Source organism: Saccharothrix sp. NPDC042600 (assembly GCF_040647305.1).
Classification (GTDB): domain Bacteria; phylum Actinomycetota; class Actinomycetes; order Mycobacteriales; family Pseudonocardiaceae; genus Actinosynnema; species Actinosynnema mutabilis.
In genome coordinates this window covers 32,675-54,863 of record NZ_JBEZBW010000043.1, presented here as the reverse complement: position 1 = coordinate 54,863, position 22,189 = coordinate 32,675, and the positions used below count along the sequence as shown (strand labels likewise).

General features: G+C 73.6%; 23 protein-coding genes and 1 pseudogene. 12 read left to right on the top strand and 12 right to left on the bottom strand.

The genetic code is table 11. From position 1 onward, the window contains the following. Nucleotides 1-16 precede the first annotated feature (16 nt). Nucleotides 17-1,507 (bottom strand): CocE/NonD family hydrolase, encoded by a 1,491-nt coding sequence (locus AB0A74_RS24275; RefSeq protein WP_358252761.1) that lies wholly within the window; start codon nt 1,505-1,507, stop codon nt 17-19. A 140-nt stretch (nt 1,508-1,647) separates the two neighbouring features. On the opposite strand from AB0A74_RS24275, the gene folP reads away from it, so the two are divergent. Next, nucleotides 1,648-2,520, top strand: coding sequence for a dihydropteroate synthase (gene folP / locus AB0A74_RS24270; RefSeq protein WP_358252790.1), 873 nt, complete (start codon nt 1,648-1,650; stop codon nt 2,518-2,520). Next, entirely contained in the window at nt 2,517-3,404 is an 888-nt protein-coding gene (locus AB0A74_RS24265; RefSeq protein ID WP_358252759.1) for a glucosyl-3-phosphoglycerate synthase, read from the top strand. Before folP ends, AB0A74_RS24265 begins: the two co-directional genes overlap by 4 nt. 197 nt (nt 3,405-3,601) lie before the next feature. Here AB0A74_RS24265 and AB0A74_RS24260 read toward each other — a convergent pair. From AB0A74_RS24260 to AB0A74_RS24245, 4 genes and pseudogenes are all read right to left on the bottom strand, one after another. Further along, nucleotides 3,602-4,552 (bottom strand): annotated as a pseudogene (locus AB0A74_RS24260) (ATP-binding cassette domain-containing protein); the annotation flags it as partial. 212 nt (nt 4,553-4,764) lie between these two features. Continuing rightward, the gene (gene cydD / locus AB0A74_RS24255; protein WP_358252757.1) at nt 4,765-6,261 is read right to left on the bottom strand and encodes a thiol reductant ABC exporter subunit CydD; all 1,497 of its coding nucleotides are present in this window, start codon (nt 6,259-6,261) and stop codon (nt 4,765-4,767) included. After that, on the bottom strand, nt 6,248-7,093 hold the full coding sequence (locus tag AB0A74_RS24250; protein ID WP_358252755.1) for a cytochrome d ubiquinol oxidase subunit II: 846 nt from the start codon (nt 7,091-7,093) through the stop codon (nt 6,248-6,250). The genes cydD and AB0A74_RS24250 overlap by 14 nt, the downstream gene beginning before the upstream one ends. Before the next feature lie 15 nt (nt 7,094-7,108). Then, the gene (locus tag AB0A74_RS24245; protein WP_358252753.1) at nt 7,109-8,272 is read right to left on the bottom strand and encodes a cytochrome ubiquinol oxidase subunit I; all 1,164 of its coding nucleotides are present in this window, start codon (nt 8,270-8,272) and stop codon (nt 7,109-7,111) included. A gap of 89 nt (nt 8,273-8,361) precedes the next feature. On the opposite strand from AB0A74_RS24245, the gene AB0A74_RS24240 reads away from it, so the two are divergent. Genes AB0A74_RS24240 through AB0A74_RS24215 form a run of 6 tightly spaced genes read left to right on the top strand, consistent with a single transcriptional unit; the run spans nt 8,362 to nt 11,347 of the window. Then, a complete protein-coding gene (locus tag AB0A74_RS24240; RefSeq protein ID WP_358252751.1) occupies nt 8,362-8,700 on the top strand; it encodes a helix-turn-helix transcriptional regulator in 339 nt (112 codons plus the stop codon). Next, a complete protein-coding gene (locus AB0A74_RS24235; RefSeq protein ID WP_358252749.1) occupies nt 8,697-9,362 on the top strand; it encodes a permease prefix domain 1-containing protein in 666 nt (221 codons plus the stop codon). Before AB0A74_RS24240 ends, AB0A74_RS24235 begins: the two co-directional genes overlap by 4 nt. A 1-nt stretch (nt 9,363) precedes the next feature. Beyond that, complete coding sequence (locus AB0A74_RS24230) at nt 9,364-10,029, top strand: permease prefix domain 1-containing protein (protein ID WP_358252747.1); 666 nt, start codon at nt 9,364-9,366, stop codon at nt 10,027-10,029. A gap of 58 nt (nt 10,030-10,087) precedes the next feature. Next, nucleotides 10,088-10,411: a DivIVA domain-containing protein gene (locus AB0A74_RS24225; protein WP_358252745.1), complete on the top strand. Its 324-nt coding sequence runs from the start codon at nt 10,088-10,090 to the stop codon at nt 10,409-10,411. After that, complete coding sequence (locus AB0A74_RS24220) at nt 10,398-10,808, top strand: SRPBCC family protein (protein WP_343932494.1); 411 nt, start codon at nt 10,398-10,400, stop codon at nt 10,806-10,808. Before AB0A74_RS24225 ends, AB0A74_RS24220 begins: the two co-directional genes overlap by 14 nt. After that, on the top strand, nt 10,805-11,347 hold the full coding sequence (locus AB0A74_RS24215; protein WP_358252744.1) for a DNA-3-methyladenine glycosylase I: 543 nt from the start codon (nt 10,805-10,807) through the stop codon (nt 11,345-11,347). The genes AB0A74_RS24220 and AB0A74_RS24215 overlap by 4 nt, the downstream gene beginning before the upstream one ends. 33 nt (nt 11,348-11,380) lie before the next feature. On the opposite strand, the gene AB0A74_RS24210 is transcribed toward AB0A74_RS24215, so the two are convergent. Next, complete coding sequence (locus tag AB0A74_RS24210) at nt 11,381-12,175, bottom strand: enoyl-CoA hydratase-related protein (RefSeq protein ID WP_358252742.1); 795 nt, start codon at nt 12,173-12,175, stop codon at nt 11,381-11,383. Nucleotides 12,176-12,180: 5 nt separating this feature from the next. Continuing rightward, the gene (locus tag AB0A74_RS24205; RefSeq protein WP_358252740.1) at nt 12,181-12,954 is read right to left on the bottom strand and encodes a PaaX family transcriptional regulator C-terminal domain-containing protein; all 774 of its coding nucleotides are present in this window, start codon (nt 12,952-12,954) and stop codon (nt 12,181-12,183) included. Nucleotides 12,955-13,216: 262 nt separating this feature from the next. Between AB0A74_RS24205 and AB0A74_RS24200 the strand changes: the two genes are divergently transcribed. Together AB0A74_RS24200 and AB0A74_RS24195 are read left to right on the top strand one after the other, a co-directional pair. Continuing rightward, nucleotides 13,217-13,384 carry a DUF3117 domain-containing protein gene (locus tag AB0A74_RS24200; RefSeq protein ID WP_343932490.1) on the top strand — a complete coding sequence of 56 codons (168 nt, stop codon included), beginning with the start codon at nt 13,217-13,219 and terminating at the stop codon, nt 13,382-13,384. Nucleotides 13,385-13,482: 98 nt separating this feature from the next. Continuing rightward, entirely contained in the window at nt 13,483-14,898 is a 1,416-nt protein-coding gene (locus AB0A74_RS24195; RefSeq protein ID WP_358252738.1) for a M17 family metallopeptidase, read from the top strand. A 47-nt stretch (nt 14,899-14,945) separates the two neighbouring features. On the opposite strand, the gene AB0A74_RS24190 is transcribed toward AB0A74_RS24195, so the two are convergent. After that, the gene (locus AB0A74_RS24190; RefSeq protein ID WP_358252737.1) at nt 14,946-15,308 is read right to left on the bottom strand and encodes a hypothetical protein; all 363 of its coding nucleotides are present in this window, start codon (nt 15,306-15,308) and stop codon (nt 14,946-14,948) included. Between the two features lie 149 nt (nt 15,309-15,457). Further along, nucleotides 15,458-16,324 carry a LysR family transcriptional regulator gene (locus tag AB0A74_RS24185; protein WP_358252789.1) on the bottom strand — a complete coding sequence of 289 codons (867 nt, stop codon included), beginning with the start codon at nt 16,322-16,324 and terminating at the stop codon, nt 15,458-15,460. A 56-nt stretch (nt 16,325-16,380) separates the two neighbouring features. Here AB0A74_RS24185 and AB0A74_RS24180 point away from each other — a divergent pair, with 56 nt between their 5' ends. Next, complete coding sequence (locus AB0A74_RS24180; protein WP_358252735.1) at nt 16,381-17,781, top strand: MFS transporter; 1,401 nt, start codon at nt 16,381-16,383, stop codon at nt 17,779-17,781. A 98-nt stretch (nt 17,782-17,879) separates the two neighbouring features. Here AB0A74_RS24180 and AB0A74_RS24175 read toward each other — a convergent pair whose 3' ends face one another. Next, complete coding sequence (locus AB0A74_RS24175) at nt 17,880-19,241, bottom strand: hypothetical protein (protein ID WP_358252733.1); 1,362 nt, start codon at nt 19,239-19,241, stop codon at nt 17,880-17,882. A gap of 81 nt (nt 19,242-19,322) precedes the next feature. Further along, entirely contained in the window at nt 19,323-20,486 is a 1,164-nt protein-coding gene (glgA, locus tag AB0A74_RS24170) for a glycogen synthase (RefSeq protein ID WP_358252731.1), read from the bottom strand. 103 nt (nt 20,487-20,589) lie between these two features. Here glgA and glgC point away from each other — a divergent pair, with 103 nt between their 5' ends. After that, nucleotides 20,590-21,804 (top strand): glucose-1-phosphate adenylyltransferase, encoded by a 1,215-nt coding sequence (gene glgC, locus AB0A74_RS24165; RefSeq protein ID WP_343932485.1) that lies wholly within the window; start codon nt 20,590-20,592, stop codon nt 21,802-21,804. Here the strand turns inward: glgC and AB0A74_RS24160 are convergent. Further along, entirely contained in the window at nt 21,791-22,162 is a 372-nt protein-coding gene (locus AB0A74_RS24160; RefSeq protein WP_358252729.1) for a cupin domain-containing protein, read from the bottom strand. The genes glgC and AB0A74_RS24160 overlap by 14 nt on opposite strands. Between the last annotated feature and the right edge of the window lie 27 nt (nt 22,163-22,189).

Genomic DNA, 22,189 nt, shown 5'->3' with positions numbered 1-22,189 from the left:
TGCCTGCCACCTGCTGTCAGGATTGCGGGACCTTCAGCCAGGAGTCCGACCCGAAGCTGACCGACCCGCCGAGCCGGCTCTCGCCGCCGTAGCGGGCGTCCACGGAGTCCACGACCAGCACCAGCCGGTTGCCCGGGGCCACGTCCCAGACCGTCGGCTCCAGGTCGAGGTCCAGCGTGCGGGTGCCCGCGCCGCGCAGCGTCACCGGCTTGTGCGTGACCAGCGCGCCCAGGCCGAGGGCGTTGACCTCGTACAGGTAGGCGAACAGGGACGTCGTCTCGGCGCTGGTGGTGACGGTGAGGTGGGCGCGGGGCGTGCCGCTGACCGTCGTGCCGCCCCAGTGCACCGGTCCGTGCCAGACGCCGGACGCGAGCCGGTCGACCAGCGGGATGGAGACCCCGGTCGGGATGTCGAGGAAGCCCTGCAACGCGCCGCTGACCATGACCGTGCCGGACTCGGCGATGGTGGGCCAGCCGGTGGTGTTCCAATCCGAGGACAGGGCGACCGTGGAGGTCTTGGCGGTGGCCGCCGCCCACGACGGGTAGGACCGCCACGCGCCCCCGTTGTTCGGCTTGACCTGGACCGCGCCCTCGCGGTTGATGCCGTTGTCGAGCCCCTTGAGGTGGTGGTCGAACCAGCGGCCCACCGACGCCCAGATCTCGTTGGGCAACCCGGCCGCGCCGAACAGCTCGGCGGTCGCGTGGTCGCCCGGGGACAGCATCAGGCGCTTGGGGCCGGAGAGCTGGGCGAAGAAGTCGGTGACCTGGCCGGGCGGGAAGAGGCCGTCGTTCCAGGCGTTGCCGATCAGCACCGCGGCCTTGATCGCGGACACCTTGGACGCGGGCGAGCGCGGGGGCGAGATGGGCAGGACGTCCTCGAACCGGTTCTCCCGGTAGGCGGCCTCCGCCTCGCGCAGGACGGGACCGGGTCGCCCGGTGAGGTTGCCCGCCGCGAGCAGCAGCTCGACGGCCTGCTTGCTCACGGTCTCGTTCGGGTAGAGCGACCGGGCCAGGTCGGTCCACGTGCTCAACGCGGCGACGGCCTTGATCCGGGGGTCGGCGGCGGCGGCGAGCAGCGACTGCCCCGCGCCGTAGGAGATGCCCCCGACGCCGACCTTGGCCGCGTCGCCGCCGGCGTTCGCCACACCCCAGTCGATCACCCGGCTGACGTCCGCGATCGTGTCGGGGCCGGCGACGTCGATCTCGCCGGCGGAGTCCCAGAACCCGCGGCTGGTGTAGCTGATCACGGTGTAGCCGGACTCGTAGGCGAGCTTGGCGGCGGCGCCGACGTACTCGATGTTGTTGACGCCCCAGCTGGAGGGGAGGACGAGCAGGGGGAACGGCCCGCTGCCGCGGCCGGTCGGTTCGACCACGAACGCCTTGAGCGGCGTGCCGCCCTGGCCGGGGATGGTCTCGTAGCGCACGGCGAAGCCCGGGGCGGCCTGGGCGGGCGGCGCCAGGACCAGACCTGTTATCGCGACGAGCAGCAGGATGAGTGTCCGGCGCACGTGGTCCTCCTTGACCGTGACCTGGATCACGCAGGGTGTTACCGGCGAGTAAACGTGGTGGTACTCACCAGTAGCAATGGCGTGTGACGCAGTTCACCCGGTTGACCTGCGGAAAGCTGATCGTCCCGGCTGGTGGCACGATGGCCGGCATGCTCCGGTTCGGATCGCGTGACGTGCCCCAGGACCGCGCGCTGGTGATGGCGATCGTCAACCGGACGCGTGATTCCTTCTACGACCAGGGGGCGACCTTCTCCGACGACGCCGCGATGGCCGCCGTCGACCGGGCCGTGGCCGACGGGGCCGACATCGTGGACATCGGCGGGGTGAAGGCCGGGTCCAAGGGCGAGCACGTCGACACCGCCGAGGAGGTCCGGCGGGTCGTGCCGTTCGTGGCCGCGGTCCGCGAGCGGCACCCCGACCTGGTGATCAGCGTCGACACCTGGCGGCACGAGGTGGGGCGCGCGGTGTGCCGGGAAGGGGCCGACCTGATCAACGACACCTGGGCCGGGGCCGACCCGCTGCTGGCCGAGGTGGCCGCCGAGTTCGGCGTGGGCATCGTCTGCTCGCACACCGGCGGGCTGCCGCCGCGCACCGATCCCCACCGCGTCCGGTACGAGGACGTGGTCGCCGCCGTCGCCGACGAACTCGTGGCGCGGGCCGAGCGGATGGTGGCGGTCGGGGTGCCCCGCGAGGGGGTGCTGATCGACCCCACCCACGACTTCGGCAAGAACACCTGGCACGGGCTGGAGCTGCTGCGCCGGCTCGACGAGCTGGTCGGGACCGGGTGGCCGGTGCTGATGGCCCTGTCGAACAAGGACTTCGTGGGCGAGACGCTGGACGCCTCCGTCGCCGACCGGGTGGACGGGACGCTGGCCGCGACCTCCGTGGCCGCCTGGCTCGGCGCGAAGGTGTTCCGCGCCCACCAGGTCAAGCGGACGCGGCACGTGGTGGAGATGGTGGCGGGCATCGCCGGGACGCGTCCGCCGGCCAGGGTGCTGCGGGCGTTGGCGTGATCGACAACACCTGGCAGCGTCCACCGTGGAGTGTCGAGGACCTGGTGCGGCGCAAAGGGGCCCGCACGGTCAGCGTCGTGCTGCCGGCGTTGGACGAGGAAGCCACCGTGGGGGCGGTCGTCGCCGCCGTGCGGCCGTTGGTTGGCGGGCTGGTGGACGACCTGGTCGTCGTGGACTCCGGGTCCGTCGACCGGACGGTCGAGGTGGCGGCGTCGGCCGGGGCGCGGGTGGTGCGGCGGACCGACGTGCTGCCGGACGTGCCGCCGTGGCCGGGCAAGGGCGAGGTGCTGTGGCGGTCGCTCGCGGCGACCTCCGGCGACCTCGTGGTGTTCCTCGACGCCGACCTGGTGGACCCCGACCCCGGGTACGTGCCGGCGCTGCTCGGGCCGTTGCTGACCCGGGACGTGCACCTGGTGAAGGGCTTCTACCGGCGTCCGCTGGGGCAGGGCGGCACCGGCGGCGGGCGGGTCACCGAGCTGGCCGCGCGGCCGTTGCTCAACGCGTTGCGGCCGGAGTTGGCCGGGGTCGTGCAGCCGCTGGGCGGTGAGTACGCGGGCACGCGGGAGTTCCTGGAGTCGGTGCCGTTCGCCGCCGGGTACGGGGTGGAGGTCGGGTTGCTGCTCGACGCCTTCGACCGGTACGGCGCCGACGGGATCGCCCAGGTCAACCTGGGTGTCCGCCGGCACCGCAACCGGCCGCTGGACGAGCTGGGGCCGATGTCGAGTCAGGTGGTCGGGACCGTGCTGCGCCGGCTGGGCGTGCCGGTCGCGTCGACCACGCTGACCCGGTTCGTGCCGGTCGCCGACGAGTGGCTGTCCAAACCGGTGGACGTGCTGATGGCCGACCGGCCGCCGATGCGCTCGGTGCTCCACCGGTCGCGGTAGTAGCCCTCGGTCGCGACCAGTTCGGCGTGGGTGCCGCGTTGGGTGACCCGGCCGTCCTCGATGACCACGACGTGGTCGAAGTCCCGCAGCGGGGCCAGTCGGTGCGTCACGAGGACGACCTTGCCGCGGGCGGCGTCGAGCACTTGCCGCAGGACCCGGTCGCCGTGCTCGACGGTCAGGCCTTCCACGGGCTCGTCCAGCAGCAGGACGTCCGGGTCGGCCAGGAGGGCACGGGCCAGGAGCAGGCGTTGGCGTTGGCCGCCGGACAGCTTCGCGTCGGCGTCCCACTCGACGTCCAGGTCGGCGACGCGGGCCACCCGGTCCAGGTCGGCCCGGGTGGCGTCCGGCTTGGCGAACAGGACGTTCTCCCGGACCGTGCGCTCGAACACGTGGGCGTCGTCCAGCACGCCCTTCGCCCCGTGCTTCTCCGCGACCGCCCGCAAGAGCGTGCTCTTGCCCGCGCCACTCGGACCCACGACGCCGACGCGGTGGTAGGGCGTGACGTCGATGATCGGTTCCGCCGGTGTGTCCTCGGCCCGCGCGGCGAGCACTTCCCGCACACGGGACACCGAACCGCGGACCTCCGCCCACTTCTGGGCGGCGTTCGTCAGCGGCACCAGCACTTCCAGCACGGCGACCGCCCCGAGCACTACGTGCGCGGGCGAGCCCCGGACCAGCAGCACAACCGCGAACCCGAACTGCGCCGCCACCGCCACTCCGGCCAGCGCCGCCGCCGGGAACGTCCCGCGGCGCTCGCGCCCGGCCAGGTCGTCCACGACCGCGTCGGTCCGCTGGAGTTCGCGGTCCAGCGCCCCGAACGCCCTCAGCTCGGCCACGCCCTCCCGCAGCGTCACGGTCCGCTCCGCCAGCTCGGCTCGCAGGGGAGCCAACGCCCGCGAGTGCCGGTCCGCCAAGGCGAAGGCCGCCAGGGGGAGGACCAGCCCGACCACGACCACACCGAGAGCCAGTTGGGGGACCACCGCGACAGCCGTCACGCCGACGAGCGCGGCCACGCAGGCCGGCAGCAGGCACCGCAACACCGCGTCCTGGAGAGCGTCCACATCGGACACCAGCCGAGTCAACGCGTCCCCGCCGCGCAACGGCCGGCGCACCAGCGACTCGTACACCCGCCCGCGGACCTCGACCATGGCCGTCAGCACGGCCTCGTGCCCGGCCAACCGCTCGGCGTAGCGCAGGCCGCCGCGTGCCACGGCCAATGTCCGCACGGCCACCACCGCCACCGCCAGCGCGGACATCGGAGGTTGCTCGGCGGCCCGCACGACCAGCCACACGGCGGTCGTCATGAGCCCGATCCCGGCGAGTTCCGCCGCCACCCCGACGACGACCGCCACCACCAGCCTCATCGCAGCTCCACCACCCGGTCCACCTCGTCGAGCAGGGCCGGGCGGTGCGCGACGACCAGGGCCGTGCGCCCGCGCGAGAAGCCCCGCGCCACCCGCAGCACGGCGTCCTCGGTCCGGCCGTCCAGCCGCGAGGTCGGCTCGTCCAGCAGCAGCACGCGCGCCGAGTCCCGCACCAGCGCCCGCGCGAGCGCCACCCGTTGCCGCTCACCGGCCGACAGCGGGTGCCGTGCCGCCACCAGGTCCCCCAACCCGACCGCCCGCGCGGCCGTCACCACGTCGGCCCCCTCCGCGCCCAGCGCGATGTTCTCCCCGACCGTGCCCGGGAACAGCGTCGGCCGCTGGGGCACCCAGGCCAGTTGCCGCAGCCACCCGGCCCGGTCCAGCTCCCGCAGGTCCACGCCGTCCACCAGCACCCGGCCCGCGCACGGCTCGACCTCGCCCAGCAGCACCGCGAGCAGGCTGCTCTTGCCCACCCCGCTCGGCCCGACCAGCGCGACCCGCTCGCCGGGCGACAGCGTCAGCGACACCCCGTCCAGGGCGAGCCCGTCGCGGCCCGGGTAGCGCACCGACACCCGGTCGCACTCGATGGTCGCGACCCGCAGGTCCGGCGGACGCCGCCCCACGACCTCCGCCCGCGGCGTGGCCGCAAACGCTTGCTCCAGCACGGCCAACCCCTCGGCGCTCGCGTGGAACTGCGCGCCGGCGGCCCGCAGCGGCAGGTACGCCTCCGGCGCGAGCAGCAGCACCAGCAGCGCCACGTGCAGGGTCACCCCGCCGTGCAGCAGCCGCAGCCCGACCGGCACCGCCACCAGCGCCACCGACAGCGTCGCCACCAGTTCCAGCACCAGCGCCGACAGGAACGCCACGCGCAACGTCCGCATGGTGGCGGCGGCGTGCGCGCCGGCCATCGCCCGCACGGTCCCGGCCTGCGCGGCGGCCCGGCCGAACAGCCGCAGCGTCCCCAACCCGCGCACGACGTCCAGGAAGTGCCCGCCGACCTCGGCCAAGCCCTCCCACTGCCGCCGCGTGCGCTCCCGCGTGTGCAGGCCGACCAGCGCGGCGAACACCGGCACCAGCGGCAGCGTCAGGGCGATCGTCAGGGCGGCGGTCCAGTCGGCGAACGACAGCCGGACCAGCACCGCCACCGGCACGGTCACCGACACCACGAGCTGCGGCAGGTACCCGGCCAGGTACGGCTCGATCGCGTCCAGGCCCTTGACCACCAACGTGGTGACGGCCCCGGTCGATCCCGTCCCGTGGCGCAGCACCCGCTTGCGCAGGGCGGCCTTCACCGACGCGGCTTCCCGTTGCGCCACAACGCGTCCGAGCCACACGAAGACGCCCCGCGCGGCCACGACCGCGACCAGCGCCCCCAGCCCGCCGCCACCGCTGAGCACGGTGGCCAACACCTCGGCCTGCGCGAGCACCAGACCCGCCGTCACGACCCCCAGCAGGGCCAGCGCGACGACGTACCGCCGGTCAGCGTGCCGCACGGGACAGTCTCCACGTCGCCCACTGGAACACCAGCACCAGCGGCAGCACGACCGCCGCCACCCAGCCCAACGCCTGCAACGTCGGCGCGTGCGACATCACCCCGGGCGTCACCACGCCCCGCGCGCCGAACACCGCGAGCGCCGGCACCGCGCACACCACGGCCGTGCCCGCGAACGCCAGCCGGAAAGCCCTCGCCCGCAACGCGAACCACGCCCCGGTCAAGGCCGCCGACACCACGATTGCACCAGTCAAGCCGACCGCGGGGGCCGCCACCGGACCGCGCAGCAGCACCGCCGCCACCACGAACAAGGCCACCGGCGCGAACAGCACCCGCGCCACCACGAGCACCCGCGCCCGGTCGTCGAGCCGCCAGGCCAGGAACACCGCGCCGTGCAACAGGAACATCGACACCAGGCCGAACGCCCACAGCACCGGCGGCCCGCCCAGGACGTCACCCAGCAGCACGCCCCAGCCGACCGCGACGACCAGCGCGCCGCCCACCACGAACACGTCCCACAACGGCCCGATCCGCAGCTGCACGGCCGCCGTGAACAGCACCAGGCCCACCAGCACGGTCACGAACCCGACCCGGTGCTCGGACAGCAGTTCGCCCTCCAGCCGGGGGAACGCGCCGAACAGCACGCCGACCGCCGCGACCAGCCAGACCTCGTTGCCCAGGAAGAACGGCGTCATCGCGCGCAGCGCCCGCGCCCGCTCCGGCTCGTCGCGGCCGACGAACCGGTACAGCAGCCCGACGCCGTAGTCGAAGCCGGCCAGCGCGAAGTACCCCGCCGTCAGCAGCCCGAGCAGGGCCACCCACACACCCTCCACGATCGAAAACCCCCTTTACAGAGCCGGGACCAGCGGGGAGACCGGGACGCTCGCCTCGACCGGGCCGCGCTTGGCCAGGCGGGCGATGAGCACCCAGTCCGCGACCGCGAGCACGGCGAACACGGCGGTGAAAGCGATGAAGGAGAACAACATCCCGTCCCGGGTCGCGTGCGACATCGCGTCCTCGGTGCGCAGCAGCCCGTAGACCAGCCAGGGCTGGCGGCCCAGCTCGCGGTACAGCCAGCCGCCGATGGCCGCGATGAACGGCAGCGGGATGCCGACGACCATCAGGTACAGCGGGAACCTCAGCTTCACGACCCAGTCGCGGAACAGCAGCGGCACGGTGACCCAGCTCGCGAGCAGCAGCAGGAACCCGATCTGGATCATGAACCCGAGCCCCGCGCCGCCCGCCGCGCCCGCCGCCTCGCCCTTGTCCGGCTGGTGCTCCCCGAGGATCGGGAACTGCGCGAAGCCCACGCCGACCACCGCCGGCGTCGCCAGGGCGGTGACGACCACGCCCAGTCGCAGCGACCGCCGGAAGAACTCGACCTCGGTCGTGCGCCGGATGAAGTGGAACGCGCTCACGCCCACCACGAACACGCCGCCGACGGTCAACGCGGCGAACACGACGTGCGTGACGGCCGTGCCGAACAGCGGGTTGCCCAGCAGGGCGGAGAAGTCGACCAGGCGCAGGACGCCGTCCCGCTCCTCGTGGCCGACCGGGTGCTGGAGGAACGCGTTCGCCGTCATGATCCACAGCGCGGACGCGTAGGCGGTGAGGGTGACCAGCCAGATCAGGGCCAGGTGCACCCACCTGTTCAGCCGGTCCCAGCCGAAGATCCACAGGCCGAGGAACGTGGACTCCAGGAAGAACGCCACCAGCGTCTCGACGGCCAGCGGCGCGCCGAACACGTCGCCCGCGTAGTGCGACAGGCCGGACCAGTTCAGGCCGAACTGGAACTCCATGACGATGCCCGTCGCGATGCCCAGCGCGTAGTTGACGACGTAGAGCCGGCCCCAGAACCGGGTCATCCGCGCGTGCACGGGGTTGGCGGACAGCGTGGCCCGCGTCTGCATGACGGCGACCAGCGTGACCAGCCCGAGCGTGAGGAGCACGAACAGGAAGTGGAAGGAGGTGGTCACGGCGAACTGCAGCCGGGCCAGCCCGAGTGTGTCCATGGGTAGTGACGGTATATGTAGGCAGGCAACATGTGAATCAGGGTTGTCCCCGATGTCCCCCGGGTCCGCGACCCGTAGAGTGCCTACCTATGAAGCCCGACGCGCTGCGCGGCCACCTCGACGCGCTGTTGCTGGCCACGCTCGACGGCAGGCAGCTGCACGGCTACGCGATCATCGAGGCGTTGCAGGTGCGCAGCGGCGGGGCGCTCGACCTGCCCACCGGCACCGTCTACCCGGCGCTGCGCCGGCTGGAGACGGCCGGCCTGGTGAGCAGCGAGTGGAGCACCGTGGGGGGTCGGCAGCGGCGCACGTACCGGCTGACCAAGGCCGGTCAGCGGGCGCTGGCGGCCGAGCGGACGGCGTGGCGGGAGTTCACCGCCGCGATCGAGGGAGTGCTGGGGGGCGGGCCGTGGCCGGAGCAGGCGTGATCGACGAGTACGTGACGGCGTTGGACCGGCGGCTGCGCGGCCCCGGTCCGCTCAAGCGGGACCTGCTCGCGGAAGCCCGCGACAGCCTGGACGACGCCGCCGCGGCCCTCGCCGACGGCGGCCTGGACCCGGCGGCGGCGCAGCGCCGGGCGGTGGCCGACTTCGGCCCGCTGCCGGTGATCGCCCGCGACTACCAGAGCCTGCTGGCGCTGGCGCACAGCGCGCGCACCCTGCGGACGGTGCTCGTCGTGGTGCCGCTGGTGCACGTGCTGTGGGAGCTGAACCGGCGGTTCTGGATGGGCGGGTGGCCGGACGGGGACGTCCCGCTGCCCGGCTGGTACCTGGTCGTGGCGCGGGCCAACGACACGGTGGCGTGGGTCGTGGCGGGCGCGGTCCTGCTGGCCCTGGTCGCGGGCCGGGTGCTGGCCCGGCGCGGGGTGGGCACGACCACGCTGGCCCGGCTCGCGGGCGGGGTCGCCGTGGGCGCGGTCGCCGCGCCGCTGCTGGGCAGCCTGACCGTCATCGCCGCCACGGCGAGCGTGGACGTGTCGCGGCTGCTGGGGCTGTCCCCGCCGGTGGCCCTCGCGACCGTGGCGATGTACGCGGTCATGGCGCGGCTGGCCGTGCTGGCGCGCCGGTGCCTGGTCTTCTCGGCGGCCTGACGTGGACGTGATCGACGACTACGTGACCGCGCTCGGCCATCGGCTGCGCGGACCGCGGCGGGCGGTGGCGGACCTGCTCACCGAGGCGCGCGACAGCCTGGAGGACGCGGCCGAGGCGCTGTCGGCCGCCGGGTTCCCCGAGCGGGAGGCCCGCGCGCGAGCGGTCGCGGACTTCGGCCCGCTGCCGGTGATCGCCCGCGACTACCAGAGCCTGCTCGCCCTGGCCCACGGCGCGCGCACCCTGCGGACGCTGCTGTCGCTGCCGCCGCTGGCCCACCTGATGTGGGAGCTGAACCGGGCGCAGTGGTTCGGGCTGTACTTCGGCGAGGACACCCCGGTGCCCGGCTGGTACGTGCTGCTGGCCACGGTCAACGACTCGACCGCGTGGGTCGTCGCCGGGGCGGCGCTGGGCGCGTTGCTGGTGGGGCGGCGGTTGGCGCTGCGCGGGGTCGGGTCGTCGCGGCTGGCCCGGTGGGCGGGGCTGTGCGCGGCGGGCGGGGTGGCCGCCGTGGTGGCCGGGTACGTGGCGATCCTGGTCGGCACGGCGGTGCTGAGCCCGGGCGTCCTGCTGTTCTCGCCGCCGGTGGTGGCGGGGTCGCTGGTGTCGCTGGCGATGTGCGTGCGGCTGGGCGCGATGGCCCGCCGCTGCCTGGCGCTCGCGGCGTGAGCCGGCGGTTCTCCGGCGTTCACGGCGAACTGTCGTGGGTGTGTGTCACGATCGTCGCGTGACCAGCGCGCTCATCTACCTCCTCGTCATGGTCCTCGTGGCGGCGGTGGTGTTCCTGCTCGCCTCGCTCGTCTTCGGCCGCGGCGAGGAGTTGGCGCCGCTGCCGCCCGGCGCGTCGCCCACGCGGCTGCCCGCCGAGGACATCACGGCCGACGACGTCCGGGCCCTGCAGTTCCAGCAGGTCTTCCGGGGCTACAAGATGACCGAGGTCGACTGGGCGGTGGACCGGCTGGCCACCGAGGTCGCCCGGCTGCGCATCCGGGTGGCGGAACTGGAGGCCGAGCGGGAGGCCGAGCGGGAGGACGAGCGTGACCCGGCTTGAGCTGAGCGTCCGGGTGGACGCGCCCGCCGAGACCACGTGGGCGGCCGTGACCGACTGGGCGCGGCAGGGCGAGTGGATGCTGCTCACCCGGGTCCGCGTGGTGGGCGGTGACGGCCGGAGCGCGGGTTCGTCGCTGTCCGCGTTCACCGGCGTGGGCGGGGTCGGTTTCACCGACACCATGCGCATCACGGCCTGGGAGCCGCCCCACCGCTGCGCCGTCGAGCACACCGGCCGCCTGGTCCGCGGGACCGCCGAGTTCCGGGTGGTCGAGCGCGGGGCGGGCAGCGAGTTCGTGTGGTCGGAGGACGTGCCGTGGGCGCTGGCGCTGGCGTTCGCGCCGGGCGTGCGCTGGTCACTGCACAGGTTCGCTTCGTTCGCCCGGGAGTACCGCAGATGAACCGATGCCCGTGGGGCGTCAGCACACCGGACTACATCGAGTACCACGACACCGAGTGGGGCGTCGAGCTGCACGGGGACGTGGCCCTGTTCGAGCGGATGTGCCTGGAGTCCTTCCAGTCGGGGTTGGCGTGGATCACGATCCTGCGCAAGCGCGAGAACTTCCGCCGGGCCTTCGCGGGTTTCGAGCCGTCGGTGGTGGCGGAGTACGGCGAGGAGGACTTCGAGCGCCTGATGGCGGACGCGGGCATCGTCCGGAACCGGGCGAAGATCACCGCGGCCATCCACAACGCCCGGTTGGTGGCGGACCTGGACGGCGGGCTGGACGAGCTGCTGTGGTCCTTCGCGCCGGAGGACCACGTGCGCCCGGCGACCATGGCGGACGTGCCGGCGGTGACCCCGGAGTCCAAGGCGATGGCGAAGGAGCTGAAGCGGCGGGGGTTCGTGTTCCTGGGCCCGACGACGTGCTACGCGCTGATGCAGGCGACGGGCATGGTCGACGACCACATCGCGACCTGCTTCCGGGCGACGGCCGCCTGACCCGCCCGCGCCGCCGGGCCCGCGTCCACCCCGTCAGCGGCCCTTGAAGTCGGCCTGCCGCTTCTCCACGAAGGCCGCCACCGCCTCCCGGTGGTCGGCCGTCGCCCCGGCCTCCGCCTGGGTCCGCGCCTCCACCTCCAGCGCCGCCGCCAGCTCGCCCGAGAAGGCCATCGCCTCCTTGATCTTGGCGTAGGCCACCGTGGGCCCGGCCGCCAGCTTCCGCGCCAGCGCCTGGGCCGTGGACAGGGCCTCGCCGTCCGGCACGACCTGGTTCACCATGCCGATGCGCAGCGCCTCCGCCGCGTCCACCGGCTGGGCGAGCAGCATCATCTCCATCGCCCGCCCGTGCCCGATCAGCCTCGGCAGCGTCCACGACGCCCCGGAGTCCGCCGTCAGCCCCACGTTCGCGAACGCCATCAGGAACTTCGCCGACGCCGCCGCCACCCGCAGGTCCGACGCGTACGCCAGGGACGCCCCCGCGCCCGCCGCCATGCCGTTGACCGCCGCGATCACCGGCTTCGGCATCGCCACGATGGCCTTGACCAGCGGGTTGTAGTGCTGCTCGACGGTGTGCAGCGGGGCCGGGTCGCCCGCTTCCAGCAGGGCGATGTGCTCCTTCAGGTCCTGGCCCGCGCAGAACGCCTTGCCGGCCCCGGTGATGACCACCGCTCGGACCGCCTCGTCCGCGGCGGTCTCCTGGACGGCCGCCAGCAGGCGCTCCTTCAGGGCGACCGTGAACGAGTTGTACGACTCGGGCCGGTTCAGGGTGAAGGTGCGAACGCCGTCGGCGTCGTCGACGAGGAGTTCGGACACGGGTGGGACCTCCATGCGGGCTAGTCGAGGCTGTCGTCCACGAACTTGCGCACCGCGGGCGCGAGCCGTGCGGTGTGCTTGTCGAAGAACTCGGCCGCCGCGGTGCCCGGCCAGTTCTCCGGCAGCAGGTCGCGGGGCAGTCCGGGGTCGCGGAACAGGAACTTCCGCCACGCGTGCAGGAAGCGCTGGGACGCCGCGAACGCCCCGGCCGGCGACGAACCGTCCACTGCGGACACCACCGGCTCCCACTCGGCGACGAACCGGGCGTAGTCGCGGCCCAGCGTCTCCAGGTCCCACGCCCGCGCCGCCAGCGCGGCCGGCGAGCCCTCGTGCTCCCCGTGGAACGTGCTCGCCGCCACACCCTCCGCCGCCAGCACGTCGGCCAGCTCGGGGGAGGGGCGCGGCGCGATCCAGGTCACCGGGCCCAGCGCGCCGTAGCCGAGCAGCTGCAGCGGGGACGCCAGCCGGTCGCGCGCCTCCCGCGCGGGCAGCTCCTCCAGCACGACCACGTGCCAGCGTCCGTCCCACGTGGACGGCCGGGTCCGGTAGATGCGGGCGGCGGCCTCGTCGAGCCGGCGTTCCGCCCGGGGTGTCATCGCGTAGCCGGGGCCCGACGGCAGGCGGACCGGCTCCAGCCAGCCCTGCCGCACGGTCCGGGACACGGCGGTGCGCACGGCGGGCGCCGCGAAGTCCAGCGGTTCGAGCAGCCGGACGAGGGCGGCGATGGTCGCGGCGCCACCCCGCTCCCGCAGGTGGCCGCCGTAGACGTCGAAGAGCGCCGAACGTGCCCGCACGGGTTCCGAGTCTGTCAGGGCGACCCCGCGACACGCCACAGCCCGCGAATTGGTCACAACCAGGTGACAGCGGAAAAAGCACGGCGAAAATCGTTGTGGCACGGCGATCCTGGCGCTGAACTGGGCGTTGACCAAGATCGTCAACCACTCTCCGCCACCCCGAGAAGATCGGTTCGGTTTCGCCGCCGAGTCCGCATAGGGGAGAATGGGTCGGTATCCGGCCCTGGTCGGACGGGGAAGAAGTTGACGGAGGGAGCACGCGATGGCGGCCATGAAGCCCCGGACCGGCGACGGTCCCCTTGAGGTCACCAAGGAGGGGCGTGGCATCGTGATGCGCGTTCCACTGGAGGGTGGGGGGCGCCTCGTCGTCGAGATGTCGGCGGACGAGGCCAACGCCCTGGGCGAAGCCCTCAAGGCAGCCGCTGGCTGACCCTAGCCGGAGCGAGAATCGTCGACGCCCCGGTTCCACAGTGGAACCGGGGCATCGCTACGTCGTGACCCCGACCCGAAGCCCTGGAGGACCCTGCCGTGCGCCTGCCCCTGCCCACCCCCCTGGTCGCCGTCGAGGCGGCCGAAACGGTCCGCCGCGGCGTGGGCGCGGTCGTGCTGGCGACGCCCGGCGAGCCGGTCGTCCTGGGTCCGGGCGGCGCTGACGTCGAGGTCACCGCCGAGGTCACCGGCGGGGCGGGCAGCACCGCGAAGCTGTCCGGCCGCTGGGTGCTGGGCGTCGGCTCGGGCACCCCGGCCGACTGGCGCACGGCGGGCGCGGGCCTGGTCCGCGCCCTGAACGCCGACGTCGAGGCCGGTGGCGCGACCACGTTCGACGTGCTGCTCACGCCCGACGCCGACGTGCGGTCCTTCGTGCTCGGCCTGGTGCTGGGCGGCTACCGGTTCAAGGTGACCGGGCAGGACGCGCCCAAGCGCGTCAAGTCGCTGCGCCTGGTGGGCGCGGACGCCGACCAGGTGCGGGTCGCCGCCGACCTGGCCGCCGCCACCGCCCTGACCCGGGACCTGGCGAACGCCCCGTCCAACGTCAAGGACCCGGCGTGGCTGGCCACGACCACCGCCAAGCTGGCCGGCGCGGTGCCCGGCCTGGGCGTGCGGGTCCGCGACGAGAAGTGGCTGGCCGAGAACGGGTTCGGCGGCGTGCTGGCGGTCGGCGCGGGCTCGTCCCGCCCGCCGCGGATGGTGCACCTGACCTGGGAGGGCGCGAAGACCGGACCGCACGTCGTGCTGGTCGGCAAGGGCATCACGTTCGACACCGGCGGCATCTCCGTCAAGCCCGCCGAGGGCATGCACCTGATGCGCACGGACATGGCCGGCGGCGCGGCCGTCATCGCCGCCATGATCGCCATCGCCCGGCGCAGCCTGCCCGTCCGGGTGACCGGCCTGGTGCCGTCCGCGGAGAACCACGTGTCCGGCGACTCCTACCGGCCCGGTGACGTCGTGCGGCACTACGGCGGCCTGACCACCGAGGTGACCAACACCGACGCCGAGGGCCGCATGGTGATGGCCGACGCCCTCGCCTACGCGGTGGACGAGCTGGGCGCGGACGTCCTGGTGGACGTCGCCACCCTGACCGGCGCGATGAAGGTCAGCCTGGGCGTGCGGACCGGCGGCCTGTTCGCCTCCGACGACGCGGTGGCGGCGGCGATCGCGGACGCCGGCGCGCGGGTCGGCGAGGCCTGGTGGCGGATGCCGCTGCTGGAGGACCACGCCGAGGACGTCAAGAGCGACATCGCCGACCTGCGGCAGTGCCCGCCCGGTCCGGGCGGCATCACGGCGGCGCTGTTCCTGCGCGAGTTCACCGGCGGGCTGCCGTGGGCGCACCTGGACATCGCGGGCCCGGCGCGGTCGGACAAGAACTACGACGAAGTGGTGGCGGGCGCGACCGGATTCGCGGCGCGCACCCTCGTGGAGTTCGCGGAACGCTACGGCCGCTGAGCGGAATCGGCGCGGGTGACGCCGATTCCGCCCCAACGGGTGGATTCTCAGTCGTTCCCGGCGTAACTCGCGCCGGAATCGTAGTCGAACCCGAGCGGGTGCACGTCGACCGATTCGTGGAAGTGGCCCGCCTCGGCGCCGTCGTCGTGGTGGTCGCTGCCGTCGTCGGCGAACGACGCGATGTGGTGGTAGTGGAACCCGAGGTCGCCCGCGTACAGGTGTTCGTTGTGGTAGAAGGCGTCGCCGCCGCCGGAGTGGGCGTCCGTGTAGTCGACGTGGAGACCCAGCGGGCCGACGCCGACGTGGTCGCCGTAGTAGCCCGCGGATTCCGCGGACGCGAGGCCGGCGGCGCCGACGACGACGGGCAGGGACAACGCTGTGGCCGCGACCAGGCGGACGAGGTTGCGCACGGATTCCTCCTCGTGGATTCGGACCTGCCCGCCCATCGTGGCCCGGCGCGAAGAGCGCCGCATTCGGCTGCACGCGATCGTGTCGCGTATCCCTCGATCGGGAGAATTTCCGCGTTGCTCAATTAACGCCGCGCATTCGCGCACCCCGTTCAGGCGTTCCGGACGTGGTCCCGGAACGCCTGCACGGCCGGTGGCAGCGGCACGCCCGCGAGCCACACCAGGGCGATCTCCCGGCGCGCGCCGGGAGACAGCGGCAGTTCCACCAGCCCGGTCGGGCCCTCCGCGTGCGGCAGCAGCGCGACGCCCAGGCCGGCGGCGACCAGGCCCCGGACGGTCTCGGTCTCCTGGCCCTCGAAGGCGAGCCGGGGCGCGAACCCGGCCGCCGCGCACAGGTCGTCGGTGATCTGGCGCAGACCGTAGCCGCGTTCGAGCCCGACGAACTCCTCGTCGGCCAGTTCGGCGACCTCGACGGCGTCCCGGCCGGCCAGCCGGTGGCCGGGCGGCAGCACCAGGACCAGTTCCTGGGTGCGCACGACGGCGTGCTCGTAGGCGGCGTCCCGCGGCGGCGGCGAGACCAGGGCGAGGTCGACCACCCCGTCCTCCAGGTGGGACAGCAGGACCTGCCGCGAGTCCTGCACCAGCCGGAACCGCACGTGCGGGTGCTCCTCCCGGAACCCGCGCACGAACTCCGGCACCAGCGACCGCCCGAGCAGGTGCAGGAACCCCAGCGCGACCAGCCCGCGCGACGGGTCCACCTCCTCGACCGCCGCCCGGTGCCCGGCCTCGAACACGGCCAACGCCCGGTCCGCCGCCGACGCCAGCAGCCGCCCGGCCCGCGTGAGCCGCACCCGCCGGCCGCTGCGCACCACGAGCGGCGCTCCGAGCGACTCGCCCATGGCGGCCAGCCACCGGCTGACCGTCGGCTGCGGCACCCCGACGGCCGCCGCCGCGTGCGTCACGTGCTCCTCCTCGGCGAGGGCGCGCAGCACGGCCAGCTTGGGTGCCAATTCATCCATCACGGTATGGATTGTGGTCAATCGTCGTATTGGACGCATGGCTTAGCGTCGGAAACATGCCCAGTCGCCTCACCGTGGCCACCGTTTCGACCGGCTTGGCGACGTTCGCGGTCCTGTACGCGCCGCAGCCGGTCCTGCCGCAGATCGCGGCCGAGTTCGGGCTGCGGCCGGGCGGGGCGTCGTTGGCGGTGAGCGCGGCGACGGGCGCGTTGGCGCTGGCCGTGGTGCCGTGCGCGGTGCTGGCGGAACGGGTCGGGCGGCGGCGGGTGATCGTGTGGTCGGTGCTGCTCGCGGCGGTGATCGGCCTGGTCCTGCCGCTCGCGCCCAGCTACCCGGTGTTCCTGGGGCTGCGCGTGTTGCAGGGCGTGGCGACGGCCGGCATCCCGGCGGTGGCCATGGCGTACCTCGCCGACGAGGCCGCGGCGATCGGTGCGGCGATCGGAGCGTTGATCGCGGGCAACAGCGCGGGCGGCATGATCGGCCGGCTGGTCGCGGGGATCGGGACGGACTGGATCGGTTGGCGCGGCGCGCTGGCGGTGGTGGCGGGGTTCGCGCTGGCCTGCGCCCTGGTGACGGCCGCGTACCTGCCGGCGGGCAAGCCGACGTCCCGCCGCGAGGCCGGCTTGCGCTCGGCGCTGACGGACCCGGTGTTGCTCGCGCTCTACGCCGTGGCGGTGCTGGGGGTGTCGGCGTTCATCTCGCTGTTCAACGTGGTCGCGTTCCGGCTGGCGCTGCCACCGAGCCTGGCTTCCCTGGTGTTCCTGGCGTACGCGGCGGGCGGTGCGTGCTCGGCGGTGGCGGGCCGGTTGGCCGACCGGCACGGCCGGCCGGTGATCGCCTTGGCGGCGCTGGCGGTCACCGCCGCGGGGGCGCTGGCGACGGTGCCGGACAGCCTTGTCGCGGTGGGGGTGGGGCTGGCCGTGTTCACCGGCGGGTTCTTCGCGGTGCACGCGGTGGCCAGCGCGTGGGTGGGCGCACGGGCGACCGCTAAGGGTCCGGCGTCGGGCGCGTACCTGTTCGCCTTCTACCTGGGGAGCAGCGCTGGAGGTACGGCGGGCAGCACCGCGTACCAGGGGTGGGGGTGGACCGGCCTGGTGGCGCTGGTGGTCGGCTGGCTCGCCCTCGCGGCGGTGGCGGTGGTGTTGGCCGGTCGTGGTTCCGCCGGCCGTGGTTCTGCGCGCCGTGGTCTTGCGGGCGGTGGTCTTGCGGGCGGTGGTTCTGTGGGCCGGGAGCACGCCGGGCAGGACTCCGCGCGCCGTGAACCCGCCGGCCGCGAACCCACCAGCCGCGAACCCACCAGCCGCGAACCCACCAGCCGCGAACCCACCAGCCGCGAACCCACCAGCCGCGAACCCACCAGCCGCGAACCCGCCCGCCGGGAGCCCGACCGCCATGAACGCGCCGCGCGCGAACCCGCCCGCCGCAGTCCCGCTGAGCGCGGCTCGGCGGCCCGCTAGCCGCCGAGCCCAGCCGCCGGGCCGGCCATCGCGGGTCGGGGGCGCGCCGGCCACGCGTCCCCGGTCGCGGGCTTGCCTGCCGGCTGCCAGTCCGTTGGTCAGAAGTCCAGTGGCACCGTCGCCGGGTCGCCGGGTTCGATCGGGGTCGCGCCCAGGATGGGCAGGTCCACCGTGCCCGCTGTCACCGCCACCGACACCGACCGCGCGTCCGCCGGCACCTCCACCACCACGGCCACCGGGAACGTGTCGCCGCCGTAGCGCGCCCCCACCAGTGGCGCGCGGGAGCCGTCCGGCAGGGTTACCGCCACCAGGTCCTTGGTCAGCGCCGCCCCCGCTGTCTGGGGCAGGTCTCGGCCCTGCAGGCGCAGTTCGAGCAGGGCCTTGTCCGGTGCGGACGCGGTGGCCAGGCCGTATTGCTGGCCGTCCACGTTCACCGGTCGCTGCCTGCCCAGGCGCACCCGCTGCACCTCCAGCGCGCCCTCCGCCCCGCCGACCTTCAGCTTGTGCGCCGCGGGTGTCGCCGACGCCGGGCCCGGCGGGCGGCGCAGGGCCGGGAAGACCTCGCCCAGCGCGACCCCCGACGGCACCTCCACCCGCTGCTCCAACGACTTCGCCCCCACCGTGGACAGCACCAGCGCCTCCTGGCCGCCGGCGTCGGGCACGGTGTAGACCACGAACACCGACCCCGTCTCCGGCAACCGGTCCATCGGCAGCGGGTGCCGCTTGCCCGGCACCTGCAGCGCCGCCTCCGGCGGTTGCGGCAGCCACCCGCTCCACGGCACCTGGCGGAACGCCGAGTCCGTCTCGCGCAGGCGCTCCACCGACAGCCGCAGCACCCGCAGCCGGACCCCGTGCTCGGCGCGCAGCTCGCCCTTCTCGGTGGACCACGCCTCCGGGCTGCCGTACCCGGTGATCCCCAGCGCCAGCTGGTCGTCCCGCACCAGGCCCGCCGCCTCGGGCAGCGCCCGGCCGTCGTCGGGCTGCACGGCCAGGAAGTCCGGCCCGGCGAGCTTCCCGCCCTGGTCCGCGTCCGCCTCCCGCCCGTCGGTGCGCACGAGCTTGCCCAGCGGTGTGCTGCGGCTGCCCGGGTCGGGCACCTGCGGCGGCTGGACCTCCAGCCGCACGCCGCCGTCGTTCTGCTCGACCTCCTTCAACGGCACCGGCACCCAGTCCGTGGCCGCGGCCGTGCCGGGCACCTGGACCGGCCCGCACCACAGCCGCCGGTCCACCTCCGCCTGCGCCCCGGTGCGGGCGAACCAGCAGCTCACCGCGTCACCGGCGCGCGCCACGAAACCGAAGCTGAGCGTGTAGCTCAGCTCCGCCTCGGCCTGCATCTGCAACCCCTGCGCGTCCACCACCGGCTTGCCGCCGATGGTGAGCGGCACCTGCGACGCCGTCGTCCGCGCCGGCGCGGCGCCGCAGCCCGCCAGGAGAAGGCAGGCGAGCACAACCCACCTCATGATGACCCCCAGTAGTCGATCCCCTACTGGTTAAAGGTGGTCACAACGCTCGCAGGTTGCGTTTTGTTGCTGTGACGCACATCACATCGGCTGTGACAAGGCCGTTTCGTACACCGCCACGGTCTCCTCGGCCACCGTCGACCAGGAGAACTCCCGCACCGCCCGCTCCCGCCCGGCCGCGCCGAACGCCCGCGCCTTCGCCGGGTCCGCCAGCAACGCGTTCACCGCGTCCGCCAACCCGGTCCGGAACGCCGCCTCGTCGTCGGCCGAGTAGTGCACCAACAGCCCGGTCCGGCCGTGGTCCACCACCTCCGGGATGCCACCCACGTCGGAGGCCACCACGGCGGTGCCGCACGCCATCGCCTCCAGGTTCACGATCCCCAGCGGCTCGTACACCGACGGGCACACGAACACCGCCGAGTGGCTCAGGATCTGCCGCACGTCCGCCTGCGGCAGCATCTGCTGGATCCACACCACGCCCGGCCGCGCCGCCGCGAGCTCGGCCACCGCGAGCCGGGTCTCCTCGGCGATCTCCGGCGTGTCCGGCGCGCCCGCGCACAGCACGACCTGCGCGTCCCGCGAGATCCGGTGCGCCGCCGCCACGAGGTGCCCGACGCCCTTCTGCCGCGTGATCCGCCCGACGAACGTGACGATCGGCTTGGACGGGTCGATCCCGTGCCGCGCCAACGCGTCCGTCTCGCTCACCGGGTGGTACTCGGCGGTGTCGATGCCGTTGCGGACCACGTGCACCCGCGCCGGGTCCAGCGCCGGGTAGCAGTCCAGCACGTCCGCGCGCATCCCGTCGCTGACCGCGATGATCGCGTCCGCCGCCTCGTACGCCGTGCGCTCCACCCACGACGAGACCCGGTACCCGCCCCCGAGCTGCTCGGCCTTCCACGGCCGGCGCGGCTCCAACGAATGCGCGGTGACGACGTGCGGGACGCCGTGCAGCAACTTCGCCAGGTGACCGGCCATGTTGGCGTACCAGGTGTGCGAGTGCGCCACCTGCACGCCACCCAGCGCGGCGGCGATCTCCAGGTCCGCCGACAGCACGCCCAGGGCCGCGTTCGCGCCCGCCAGCGACGCCGCCGGGTTGTGGGCGAACGCGTCCGGGCGCGGCGCGCCGAACGCGTGCACGTCCACCTCCACCAGCTCCCGCAACCTCGGCACGAGGAAACCGACGTGCACCCCGGCGCCGCCGTAGACCTCCGGCGGGTACTCCCGTGTCAGCAGTCCAATTCGCACGCCGCCCACCGTAACCCCGGTCACCCGGACGTCCGGGTGAACAGCGCGGGTCTGCGTTACTTCGCCGTGGTGGCCCGGTGCCCGCCCGGTTAGGGTCGTTGTCGTGAAAGGGCAACCGCATGTACTAGGAATTGTCCTCGCCGGTGGCGAAGGCAAACGGTTGTGGCCGTTGACCGCCGACCGGGCAAAGCCCGCGGTGCCCTTCGGCGGTAACTACCGGCTCGTCGACTTCGTGCTGTCCAACCTCGTCAACGCCGGTTTCGTCCGGCTGTGCGTGCTCACCCAGTACAAATCCCATTCACTGGACCGCCACATCTCGACCACGTGGCGGCTGTCCAATGTGCTCGGCCAGTACGTGACGCCGGTGCCCGCCCAGCAGCGCCTGGGCCCCCGCTGGTACACCGGCTCGGCCGACGCGATCTTCCAGAGCCTGAACCTCGTCAACGACGAGAAGCCCGACCACGTGGTGATCTTCGGCGCGGACCACGTGTACCGGATGGACCCGGGCCAGATGGTGGACCAGCACGTCCAGTCCGGCGCGGGCGTGACGGTCGCGGGCATCCGGGTCCCGCGCGCCGAGGCCAAGGCGTTCGGGTGCATCGACTCCGACGAGTTCGGCCAGATCACCCGGTTCCTGGAGAAGCCCGCCGAGCCGCCGCACGTGCCCGGCGACCCGGAGGTCACCTTCGCCTCGATGGGCAACTACGTGTTCACCACGGAGGCCCTGATCGAGGCGTTGCGCGCGGACGCGGCCAACCCCGACTCCGACCACGACATGGGCGGCGACATCATCCCCATGCTGGTCGACCAGGGCCAGGCGCACGTCTACGACTTCTCCGACAACGTCGTGCCCGGCGAGACCGAGCGCGACCGCGGCTACTGGCGCGACGTGGGGACCATCGACGCCTACTACGAGGCGCACATGGACCTGGTGTCGGTGCGGCCGGTGTTCAACCTCTACAACCAGGCCTGGCCGATCCGGACCGCGACCCCGCCGCTGCCGCCGGCGAAGTTCATCGCGGGCGGCAGCGCCGAGGACTCCATGGTGGGTCCGGGGTCGATCATCTCCGGCACCATCCACGGGTCCGTGGTGTCGTCGGACGTGGTGGTGGAGAGCGGTTCGGTGGTGCAGGGCAGCGTGCTGCTGCCGGGCGTGCGGATCGGGCGCGGCGCGGTGGTGCGGCGGGCGATCCTGGACAAGAACGTGGTCGTGCCGGACGGCGCGTTGATCGGCGTGGACCACGCCACCGACCGGCAGCGCTACACCGTGTCGGCGGGCGGGGTGACCGTGCTGGGGAAGGGCGTCACGGCGTCGTGAGCGCGTGACCGGTGGTCACGTCGACGTGGTCGGGGACCTCCTCGTGGCGGTCCCCGACGCTCACCGTCCCGGACGGTTCGATCACCAGGATGTGCGCGCCCTCCGCCGACGACGGCTTGTGCTCGACGTCCTTCGGCACGACGAAGGTGTCGCCCTTCTTGAGGTGCACGGTCCGGTCGCGCAGGGCGATGTCGAGTTCACCGGCCAGGACGAGGAAGAACTCGTCCGTGTCGGCGTGCGCGTGCCAGACGTGCTCGCCCTTCACCTTCGCCACGCGGACGTCGTAGTCGTTGACGGTCGCCAGGATCCGAGGGCTCCACAGCTCATCGAAGCTCGCCAGGGCCTTGTCGATGTTCATGCCGTCCATGCTCGCGGTGGTGCGCTC

Excerpts from the sequence above, each read along its gene's own strand:
- folP (WP_358252790.1), top strand. The coding sequence starts at position 1,648 with ATGGCCGGCATGCTCCGGTTCGGATCGCGTGACGTGCCCCAGGACCGC.
- AB0A74_RS24160 (WP_358252729.1), bottom strand. The coding sequence starts at position 22,162 with ATGAACATCGACAAGGCCCTGGCGAGCTTCGATGAGCTGTGGAGCCCT.
- AB0A74_RS24210 (WP_358252742.1), bottom strand. The coding sequence starts at position 12,175 with ATGGAGGTCCCACCCGTGTCCGAACTCCTCGTCGACGACGCCGACGGC.
- AB0A74_RS24200 (WP_343932490.1), top strand. The coding sequence starts at position 13,217 with ATGGCGGCCATGAAGCCCCGGACCGGCGACGGTCCCCTTGAGGTCACC.
- AB0A74_RS24185 (WP_358252789.1), bottom strand. The coding sequence starts at position 16,324 with ATGGATGAATTGGCACCCAAGCTGGCCGTGCTGCGCGCCCTCGCCGAG.
- AB0A74_RS24215 (WP_358252744.1), top strand. The coding sequence starts at position 10,805 with ATGAACCGATGCCCGTGGGGCGTCAGCACACCGGACTACATCGAGTAC.
- AB0A74_RS24175 (WP_358252733.1), bottom strand. The coding sequence starts at position 19,241 with ATGAGGTGGGTTGTGCTCGCCTGCCTTCTCCTGGCGGGCTGCGGCGCC.
- AB0A74_RS24245 (WP_358252753.1), bottom strand. The coding sequence starts at position 8,272 with ATGGACACACTCGGGCTGGCCCGGCTGCAGTTCGCCGTGACCACCTCC.
- AB0A74_RS24240 (WP_358252751.1), top strand. The coding sequence starts at position 8,362 with ATGAAGCCCGACGCGCTGCGCGGCCACCTCGACGCGCTGTTGCTGGCC.
- AB0A74_RS24180 (WP_358252735.1), top strand. The coding sequence starts at position 16,381 with ATGCCCAGTCGCCTCACCGTGGCCACCGTTTCGACCGGCTTGGCGACG.